This window comes from Nostoc sp. (genome assembly GCF_036919495.1).
Classification (GTDB): Bacteria; Cyanobacteriota; Cyanobacteriia; order Cyanobacteriales; family Nostocaceae; genus Nostoc.
The window spans coordinates 1-8,425 of record NZ_JBALBZ010000033.1 but is presented as its reverse complement, the minus strand read 5'-3'; the positions used below and the strand labels follow the sequence as shown (position 1 = coordinate 8,425).

At 41.0% G+C, this 8,425-nt stretch carries 12 protein-coding genes and 1 pseudogene; 7 read left to right on the top strand and 6 right to left on the bottom strand.

Translation table 11 applies throughout. The features are described from left to right. The first annotated feature begins 22 nt into the window (after positions 1-22). Positions 23-307 (top strand): hypothetical protein, encoded by a 285-nt coding sequence (locus tag V7K25_RS04800; protein WP_335155558.1) that lies wholly within the window; start codon positions 23-25, stop codon positions 305-307. 90 nt (positions 308-397) lie between these two features. Next, positions 398-1,978 carry a group II intron reverse transcriptase/maturase gene (locus V7K25_RS04795; RefSeq protein ID WP_335155556.1) on the top strand — a complete coding sequence of 527 codons (1,581 nt, stop codon included), beginning with the start codon at positions 398-400 and terminating at the stop codon, positions 1,976-1,978. 181 nt (positions 1,979-2,159) lie between these two features. On the opposite strand, the gene V7K25_RS04790 is transcribed toward V7K25_RS04795, so the two are convergent. Then, positions 2,160-3,125, bottom strand: coding sequence for an aldo/keto reductase (locus V7K25_RS04790; protein ID WP_335155554.1), 966 nt, complete (start codon positions 3,123-3,125; stop codon positions 2,160-2,162). 426 nt (positions 3,126-3,551) lie between these two features. On the opposite strand from V7K25_RS04790, the gene V7K25_RS04785 reads away from it, so the two are divergent. Continuing rightward, positions 3,552-4,037 (top strand): hypothetical protein, encoded by a 486-nt coding sequence (locus V7K25_RS04785; protein WP_335155552.1) that lies wholly within the window; start codon positions 3,552-3,554, stop codon positions 4,035-4,037. A 217-nt stretch (positions 4,038-4,254) separates the two neighbouring features. Further along, on the top strand, positions 4,255-4,575 hold the full coding sequence (locus V7K25_RS04780; protein WP_335155550.1) for a hypothetical protein: 321 nt from the start codon (positions 4,255-4,257) through the stop codon (positions 4,573-4,575). A 50-nt stretch (positions 4,576-4,625) separates the two neighbouring features. Here V7K25_RS04780 and V7K25_RS04775 read toward each other — a convergent pair whose 3' ends face one another. Genes V7K25_RS04775 through V7K25_RS04760 form a run of 4 tightly spaced genes read right to left on the bottom strand, consistent with a single transcriptional unit; the run spans position 4,626 to position 5,919 of the window. Then, complete coding sequence (locus V7K25_RS04775) at positions 4,626-4,757, bottom strand: hypothetical protein (protein ID WP_335155548.1); 132 nt, start codon at positions 4,755-4,757, stop codon at positions 4,626-4,628. Between the two features lie 9 nt (positions 4,758-4,766). Then, complete coding sequence (locus tag V7K25_RS04770) at positions 4,767-5,117, bottom strand: hypothetical protein (RefSeq protein WP_335155546.1); 351 nt, start codon at positions 5,115-5,117, stop codon at positions 4,767-4,769. 50 nt (positions 5,118-5,167) lie between these two features. Then, complete coding sequence (locus V7K25_RS04765; protein ID WP_335155560.1) at positions 5,168-5,440, bottom strand: DUF5674 family protein; 273 nt, start codon at positions 5,438-5,440, stop codon at positions 5,168-5,170. A gap of 47 nt (positions 5,441-5,487) precedes the next feature. Beyond that, entirely contained in the window at positions 5,488-5,919 is a 432-nt protein-coding gene (locus tag V7K25_RS04760; protein WP_335155544.1) for a helix-turn-helix domain-containing protein, read from the bottom strand. A 107-nt stretch (positions 5,920-6,026) separates the two neighbouring features. Here V7K25_RS04760 and V7K25_RS04755 point away from each other — a divergent pair, with 107 nt between their 5' ends. Further along, positions 6,027-6,149: a hypothetical protein gene (locus tag V7K25_RS04755; protein WP_335155542.1), complete on the top strand. Its 123-nt coding sequence runs from the start codon at positions 6,027-6,029 to the stop codon at positions 6,147-6,149. A gap of 304 nt (positions 6,150-6,453) precedes the next feature. Here V7K25_RS04755 and V7K25_RS04750 read toward each other — a convergent pair whose 3' ends face one another. Then, positions 6,454-6,807: a hypothetical protein gene (locus tag V7K25_RS04750; protein WP_335155540.1), complete on the bottom strand. Its 354-nt coding sequence runs from the start codon at positions 6,805-6,807 to the stop codon at positions 6,454-6,456. 188 nt (positions 6,808-6,995) lie between these two features. Between V7K25_RS04750 and V7K25_RS04745 the strand changes: the two are divergent. Together V7K25_RS04745 and V7K25_RS04740 are read left to right on the top strand one after the other, a co-directional pair. Beyond that, positions 6,996-7,652: pseudogene (locus V7K25_RS04745) on the top strand (substrate-binding domain-containing protein); the annotation flags it as partial. Between the two features lie 467 nt (positions 7,653-8,119). Continuing rightward, on the top strand, positions 8,120-8,368 hold the full coding sequence (locus tag V7K25_RS04740; protein ID WP_335155538.1) for an AAA family ATPase: 249 nt from the start codon (positions 8,120-8,122) through the stop codon (positions 8,366-8,368). Positions 8,369-8,425: the final 57 nt, after the last annotated feature.

Below are 8,425 nucleotides of genomic sequence, written 5' to 3'. Positions count from 1 at the left end.
TTTGAAGTAAGGCTTGAGCCGGATGAGTGCGAAAGTCTCATGTCCGGTTCTTAGGGGAGGAGAGAGAGGTGACTCTCGAACCTTACCCGACAACCGGGTCTATAAAAACAACCTACCCAAGAGCAGGGCGCAACACAAAACCCCTGACTCCACTGGAGAATTAACTCCCGCCGCATCTTTATCTAATAGCGGTAAGAGTCCAAGGAATCCAGTGGTTGAATTGACCACACCTAACGGAACAATCAATCTCTCCGAGGGAACGAATAAAAACGAGTCAAAGGTCTTGGGGAAGTCGAACCCCAGGTAGGTAAGACGGGATACGGAATTCCTTTGATTCGGGTAGGACGCAACGTAATTGTTGCGAGGTGTTCAGAATACACAAACTAGAGAAGAGAAAATGATTAGACACAGTTATAAAACTAGTGAATCTTGGAAAGCCCTACCGTGGAAGAAATTCCGCCGAAATCTTTTCCGCCTCCAAAAGCGCGTGTACAAAGCTATTCAAGTTGGAGACAAGCGGAAAGCTAGGTCACTCCAAAAGCTTATTCTAAAATCCACCTCGGCTCGATTTCTTGCAATTAGACTTGTATCTCAGCTAAATGCTGGTAAAAAGACGGCTGGAGTTGATGGTAAGAAATCCCTTTCATTTGAAGAACGCTTCAACCTTGAAGAACTACTGAAAATGAATAGTGGAAATTGGAAGCACCAAGGACTACGGGAAATCCCCATCCCTAAAAAGGACGGGACAACCAGAATGCTCAAGATACCTACCATCGCGGACAGAGCTTGGCAATGCCTAGCAAAATATGCACTCGAACCAGCACACGAAGCCACTTTCCATTCCAGGAGTTACGGGTTTAGAACAGGGCGCTCTGCTCATGATGCACAAATATACATCTACAACAACCTCAACTCCAGAGTCAATGGAATAGAGAAACGAGTTATAGAACTCGATATCGAAAAATGCTTCGATAGGATTAATCACTCAGCAATAATGGACGAACTCATTGCCCCAAAAGGCTTAAAACTCGGTATCTTCCGATGCCTCAAGACAGGAGTTAACCCAGAATTCCCCGAACAGGGTACACCCCAAGGGGGAGTGGTCAGCCCATTACTAGCAAATATTGCACTCAACGGAATTGAGAGTATACACAGATACCACTCTCAATACAGAGATGGTAAAAGGATTACACCCAAAACATCGGCAGAACGAATTGCCGAGCCATCAATCCGATACGCGGATGACATGGTTATTATACTCCGACCCGAAGATGATGCGACAGAGATACTTGAAAGAATCAGCGAGTTCCTCCGCAAACGCGGAATGAATGTAAGCCAAAAGAAAACCAAAGTCACCGCCGCGACAGATGGGTTTGATTTCCTCGGATGGCATTTTAAAGTCCAGAAAAACGGAAAGTTTAGAAGTATCCCATCAGTGGATAACTTTAAAGCGTTCCGTAAGAAAGTAAAACACGTCGTCAACAACTCGAATTATGGTGCTACCACAAAGGCTGAGAAATTAGCCCCAGTAGTTAGAGGTTGGAGAAATTACCATAAGTTCTGCAAGATGGACGGGTCTAGAAACTCGTTATATCACATTGAAAAAAGAGCCTACACGGTATTCAACAAGGAAACCAAGCAAACACGCCACTCATGTCAGGAGCTAATAAAAAAGGCATTCCCAAAGGTTCCTTACTCCGAAAATAAACACGTCATGGTTCAAGGAATAAAATCCCCCTATGACGGAAATATAGCCTACTGGAGCGAACGTAAAAGTAAGCTCTACGACGGTGAAACATCTATTGCTCTTAAGAAGCAAAACCATAGATGTGCTTCTTGCGGTCTGAAGTTCATTGATGAAGAAAAGGTACATTTGCACCACATCGACGGAAATCACGCCAACTGGAAGAAAAATAACCTTGAAGCAATTCATGAGAGTTGCCACGATTACAAACACATGAGCAAAAGCGCAAGCTAAGAACATCGGAAGCTGGGTGCGGTGAAAGTCGCACGCCCAGATTTAACTGAGAGGTGCGGGGAATAATATCCCCCATCGACTCAACCAGAAGACTGTGCAGGAGTGGATAAATCAGCACCATGACTATAATTAAATTCTTGGGGGGAATAACTGTTGACTATTGACTGACAAGGTAGCGGTACTAGCTGTTTGAGGAACTGGCTTGATTAAGAAGGTCAATAGCATCTTGGTCGAGATGAAGATTGACAGCTTTGATGATATCGTTGAGTTGCTCAACCTTTGTTGCACTAACAATAGGTGCGGTAATGGTAGGATTAGCAATCAGCCATGCCAGAGAAACTTGGGTGGGAGTAGAATTATAAGTCTTTGCCACCTGATCAATTGCCTTTAAAATTCGCAAACCACGAGGGTTTAAATATCTTTTTACAGAACTACCACGGAGACTAATAGACAAATCTTCTTCTGAGCGATATTTACCAGAGAGAAAGCCGCTGCACAGAGAAGAATAGCTAATCACACCAATTTCCTGTTCTTGAGAAATTTGTTGTAAATCCTGCTCATAACCATCTCGGTCATACAAGTTATAACGGGGCTGAAGGCTTTCGTAGCGAAGAGAACCATGCTGACGGCTAATTTCTAATGCCTGTAATAAACGCTCTGCACTATAGTTGGAAGCACCAATCGCACGTACTTTTCCCTGACGAATCAATTCTGCGTAGGTTTCAAGGGTTTCTTCAAGTGGAGTGTTTTCATCGTCGATATGCGATTGATATAGATCAATATAATCAGTTTGTAACCTTTGCAACGAGTCTTCAACAGCTTGTTGAATGTGTTTACGAGAAAGCCCTTTACCTTTAACACCCATATCGTTGCCAACTTTAGTTGCAATCACCACTTGGTCACGATGACCACGCTGCTTGAGCCATTTTCCTAAAATTGTCTCAGACTCTCCACCAATATTTCCCGCAACCCATTTGGAATAAACATCAGCTGTGTCAATAAAATTACCTCCAGCCGCTATAAAGTGATCTAAAATCTCAAATGAACTATTTTCATCAATAGTCCAGCCAAACACGTTGCCACCAAAAGATAGTGGCGATACTTCTAGTTCTGAACGTCCAAGTTTACGTCTTTGTGTAATGACCATAAGTTTTCTCTCAAGACAGTTTTGGAATTACTTCTGCCAACTATGACTTTATAAAAAATACAATATACTATTTTGCGATAAGGCTATCGAGAAACAGTATTTTAAGAGGTATACGTAGATTATCATGGAAAATCATCCAAAATCAAGTCTTCTTATCGTAATGGTCAAATACCTCTGCCAATTCAAGAGACAACTTTTAGCAAGCGTTCGTTATGCACGTCTAATAATGGTCGGTTGTTACACACACCAGTCTGATTGCTATTCGTCAGAATTTTGCTAGACAATGATCGCGTCTGCAAGCGATCGCACTTAGGTGCGGTTTACTTAAGTAATCAACGATAATAAATGTACTCCCAGTTCCTGCTCATCGCCCCACTAATTCTGTTAAAATCGCGTCTTCCAGCACGTAAATTTTGAGGCAGTGCCATGTGTGCAAAGAGATTTGGGCAATCTCAACCTACTAAAATCGATAAACTTATTGAATCTGCGGTGCGTTATTGCCACAAGCGACACCCAGAAGCCTTAGACAGCAGCTTTGATTATCTATCTGTCAACCTCAACCAACAAGTAGTAACAGGGATTTTGACAGCATTGCAGAAAGATATTGACACTTTGAGTTGGTTTTGCGATTACATGGCATCAGAAATCAACCGCAGTGAGGACAACCAAAAGCCTCATCATCCCATCGCGCAACTTAGCAAAACTCTGATTACATCGGGAATGGAACCCTTTACTGATTTTATGCCTTACCCAGGTTGCCGCATCGTTATACTCAATTCGGAAAAATTTGAATCATTGCCAGAGTCAGTTCAAGCTGTGGTGCAGCAGGCTTTTGACATTAAGGAAAGTATTGGAAAAGAGGCACAAAGGATAAATGATGCCTTACTGCAAGAGTTGGTGGTTCAGGAATAAAAAATGGAACTACACGTGGCAGTCCCCACCCTCTCTGCGAGACGCTACGCGAACAACTCTTAGTAGGGTGGGGAAGCATAGCGGTTGACGACGATTGCATCTGTGATCAAAATCAACTTTATTGTTGATAAGGAAATGGATGTATGAGAAATCAACAATCTTTATTTGGGAATGATTTAGTCTGTATTTTTTAGAGATTGAAACTAATATTGGCATTTTGTACAAGATAGGAGTAACCCAAAGATCCGTTGTCAAGCGAGTAGCAGAAGTAAAAATTGATTTACTTGCTCATTATTCGAGTGTTGCTATTAAAGTATTAGGAATTTGGGAGCATAGAGGGAATATTGAACTGTATTTCAAACACCCCCATCAGGGCTTTAATTATCCCATCAGAGGTTTAGCTGAGTATTATAAGTTTAATAATGAGGATGTCAAAATTCTGCTGCATTATCTCCACCAAATGCAACCTAAAATACTATCTCAAGATGAAATAGATATTCTTGAGGAGAATTATAGCTGGGAGCAAATTGCTGTGTAGTATTCTCATAATTCCGTAGCAAAATATAATTAATTACCAAGCAAAAATAATTATTTTATTGCTATACCTCCAAATACTCTACCGCTGATGATGAGGCGACTGCCGACTCTTGATACAGCAGTATTTACCAAGGAGCGATGGCGTAACCGCCCAGCGTAGCTGATCGCAGTGGTCAAGCGCATTACTTAAGACTATGCACTCATAGATTCAGAAGCTAGCAAACCCGACATCTCCAATACTCGCTGTGACCAAGTAGATGCAACAGATGCAATATCTGTAATTTCCATTGATTTGTCCCAAACATTGATCCAGTTTTGTAATAAGTCTTGGAGTTGATTTAATTCAACATTATTTATTTCACTTTTCTGTTGTATTAAAGACACGTACAAGAAACTTTCTGACAACAATATTGGAACTAATTCACGAATTGCACTCTTTTGTGACCAAGAGTTAAGGCGTGCTAAACTAGCTGCTAATTCTCCTAATTGTTGCACGTGGGGTTGACGTAAAAAACTCGCTTCAATTGCACTCCAGTTAGGCATTACAATCCTCCTAGCAATTGCTTGGTAATTTGGCTAACTTGTTCTCGAATTTAGTTAGACTGTATTATCATACTACGGTTATTCTGGCTTGGGCGAATGTTGATGATTGACTCAAACACGATTTCCTGAGTGAAAACAGACCAATCCACACCCCAAATATCTCGTTGTCTGCTACCGTCTTTGAGTAACTCTTGTTCACATTCGTAATGGCGAACGCCACCACCTGCAAGAATTTTGCGTTCGATGTCTACTGCTATTTTAATAGACTCATCCGCAAATCGTAAATGCTTACAGTGAATGGGTTTTAGGAATTTGGATTCAATAGGCGATCGCTATCTTAGCCGACGAGGAAATGGGTGTTTGAAAGCATTCAAGGACAACTATCGACGATTAATTCGTATTCGGACAGTATTCGCTGTAATTCTTGATATTTCTGACTGTCTGATTCAACTTCCTCTATTTGAGATGCTGGTAAAATTTCTCTCAAGATATCTACCCAATAATTAAAGGCATCATTTGCTTTAGTTTTGGAAATGTCAAAGAGTAAACCTAAAACCTCAAAAATTGGTTTTTGTCTGAGGTAAACTAGACATAAGCATATTCCTTCTTTGGGTGAAATCTCTGGTTTGCGTCCACCTCCCTTAGCAATAATACGAGTTTGATTTTTTTCAATTTCTGCCTGTTTCTCTATATGCCTTTGCTCTGCCAAAGCTACCAATGCTAAAAACTGGTCATAATTAATTCCAATTAATCGTTTAGATTCGTGGGGATGTGATTCGATTCTTGTCAAAGGACTGGTCATTCTTGATGCACCTAACTTTCAGTATCTTTTTGATTATCCCATGATGTTTATATTAAGGATGAGTCTATTAAGTTTTTCAGATATTATTATACAAGCAGAGTGCCAAAATGCAATTTTATCTCGATTCAGGTAACAAAACTCTAATTGCAGAAGCCAATGAGTGGGCGGCTGTCGATCCTGGATGCCTACCATTTTCGTTGGAGTTAGCGTTTCAAGAAGGTGAAACGTGATGGCTTTAAAAATTCTGCCACCGTGAATTATTTTATTGTTTCCCAATATTTTCGACACAAGAGTGCCTGCATTGTTGATAGCCTTCAAGGAATTTAAAGAATCTAAGGAAATAAGAGCATTTTTTTCTCACCAGAGACATAAAAGAGCGCTTATAGTATTGGTGAATGACATCAGAGACCGCTATTAATTTGGAGTGTAGAGTCACGCAACACACCAGCAGTCTATTTGATGATTGATGCAAATGAAATGATGATTTTCCTAGAAGAAATTCTAGTTTATCTATCAGGTACTAGGTAAGTCTCCTTAAGGTAAGACATTATCTATGCTGAGTACCCACGGTATACCTTTGTCAACTGGAGAACTGACAGTAATTTTAGCTCTATTGGCAAACTGTTTTAAGTGGTCGGCAAATTGGGGAACAGCTTTCATGATATTGCGATAGCTTTCCATATTATTACAAATCAAGATCAACGTCAAAACGCCACTATTGATTTGGAAATACCAATGACAACTCGATAACAAAATACGTGTCATGCGATTGCACGCTAGGAAAAAGCTTTTTTTCGTTGCTTCTTCAAGCTGTCTGAATAGTATTTCACTCAGCTTGATTGTTTGGGGTGAAGGTAAATCATCTGGATGTAAGCATGGTTGATTCATAAGGTTTTGGCAAGCTTCAAAAATAACGAAGCTGCGGTGAAGATTGGTACTCCTAATTTTTTGCAGATTGAATATTGCAGAAAAATCAGGTTTACTAGATTATTGTTCTTGAGTGACAATCGACAACAAGTCTAACCACAACTAGGATAAGTTTGCTTGAGATTTGAGATTTGAGAGTGGAGCACGCAGCAAGAGCCACCGAACGCTGGCATCCCCAACTGCGAGTCCAATATAACTTCGCCAATAGCATGGCTGCATTGCACAGTTTATGCAGAGGTGAGGCGCACATTGCTGGGATGCATCTGTATGATCCTGAAACTGGTGAGTATAATACTCCCTTTGTTCGAGATGTTTTGGCTGGGAGGGAAGCAGTTCTGATTACCCTTGGTGTCTGGGAGGAGGGACTTTTATTAAAGTCAGGGAACCCAATGGGAATTAGAACAGTTAGTGACTTAGTTGCTGGGGGAGCGACTATTGTTAACCGCGAAATAGGTTCTGGTAGTCGGATGCTTTTGGAACAAACACTCAAAAACGAACAGATACCGTTCGATGCTGTTCAGGGCTTTGACAATATACTCAAAAGTCACCAAGATGTTGCCCAAGCTGTAGTCGGAGGAGTTGCCGATGCTGGGATGAGTACGGCATCTATAGCTACCGCTTTTGGGCTGGGATTTATCCCTTTACATCAGTCACGATATGATTTGGTGATTCTCAAGGAATATTTAGAAGAAGCATCAGTACAGCAGTTACTCAGTACTTTGGGACATCGGATGGTTCACTCCCAATTTGAAATTCTCGGCGGTTACGATATCAGCAAAATCGGGGAAGTTGTAGCGACTGTTTAGAGTGGATTGCAATGGTTGGTTGTGTGGTTTAGGGAAAACTTGGCGTAAATTTAAATCCTACTGCAACCACTCTTTAGGTATGAGCAACCTTCTTTGTGATTACAACAACTGATAATGCTCAATTCGTAATTCGGATTTCAATTTGAGTTTCCGGCTTGGAATCTGTAGCTTTCTTTTTTCCAATTGGTATTACTACCGCTAGAGAAATCATTTGAGTGAGCGGATGGTAATACTTGCAATATTCCTTGAGTGATGTCTTATTGCTCTAGCCATTAGTCAGAAAAAACAATGACTAATGACCAACGAAAACTGACCACAACTTGAATATGTTCTTTCTTCGGACTCTTTTTGCTGTAGAACGAGCACCTCCAACGACGTTCTATATAAGGTCACTGCTGTAAAATTACAGCACAATTGCCTCATAAACCGACAGATCCAGCAAACAAACAATTACAGGATTAATCATCATGTCCGACGGAAAAATTAGACAAATTGCTTTCTACGGTAAAGGTGGTATCGGTAAATCTACTACCTCCCAAAATACCCTCGCCTCTATGGCGGAAAAGGGTCAACGCATCTTAATTGTGGGTTGCGACTTGTATCAGCGCCTTTATAGTGCTTTGCAGAAAATTAACCCGAAAAAGCCTGATGAGGCGATCGCCGCAGCTATCGAGCAGGTTCTGACGGGGCGACAAAATAGGCTAAAAAGCTTATGAGATAAAGAAAGCAGCAATTTATGGTAGAAAAAGATAGGTCTAGTTTTGTCAATAAGA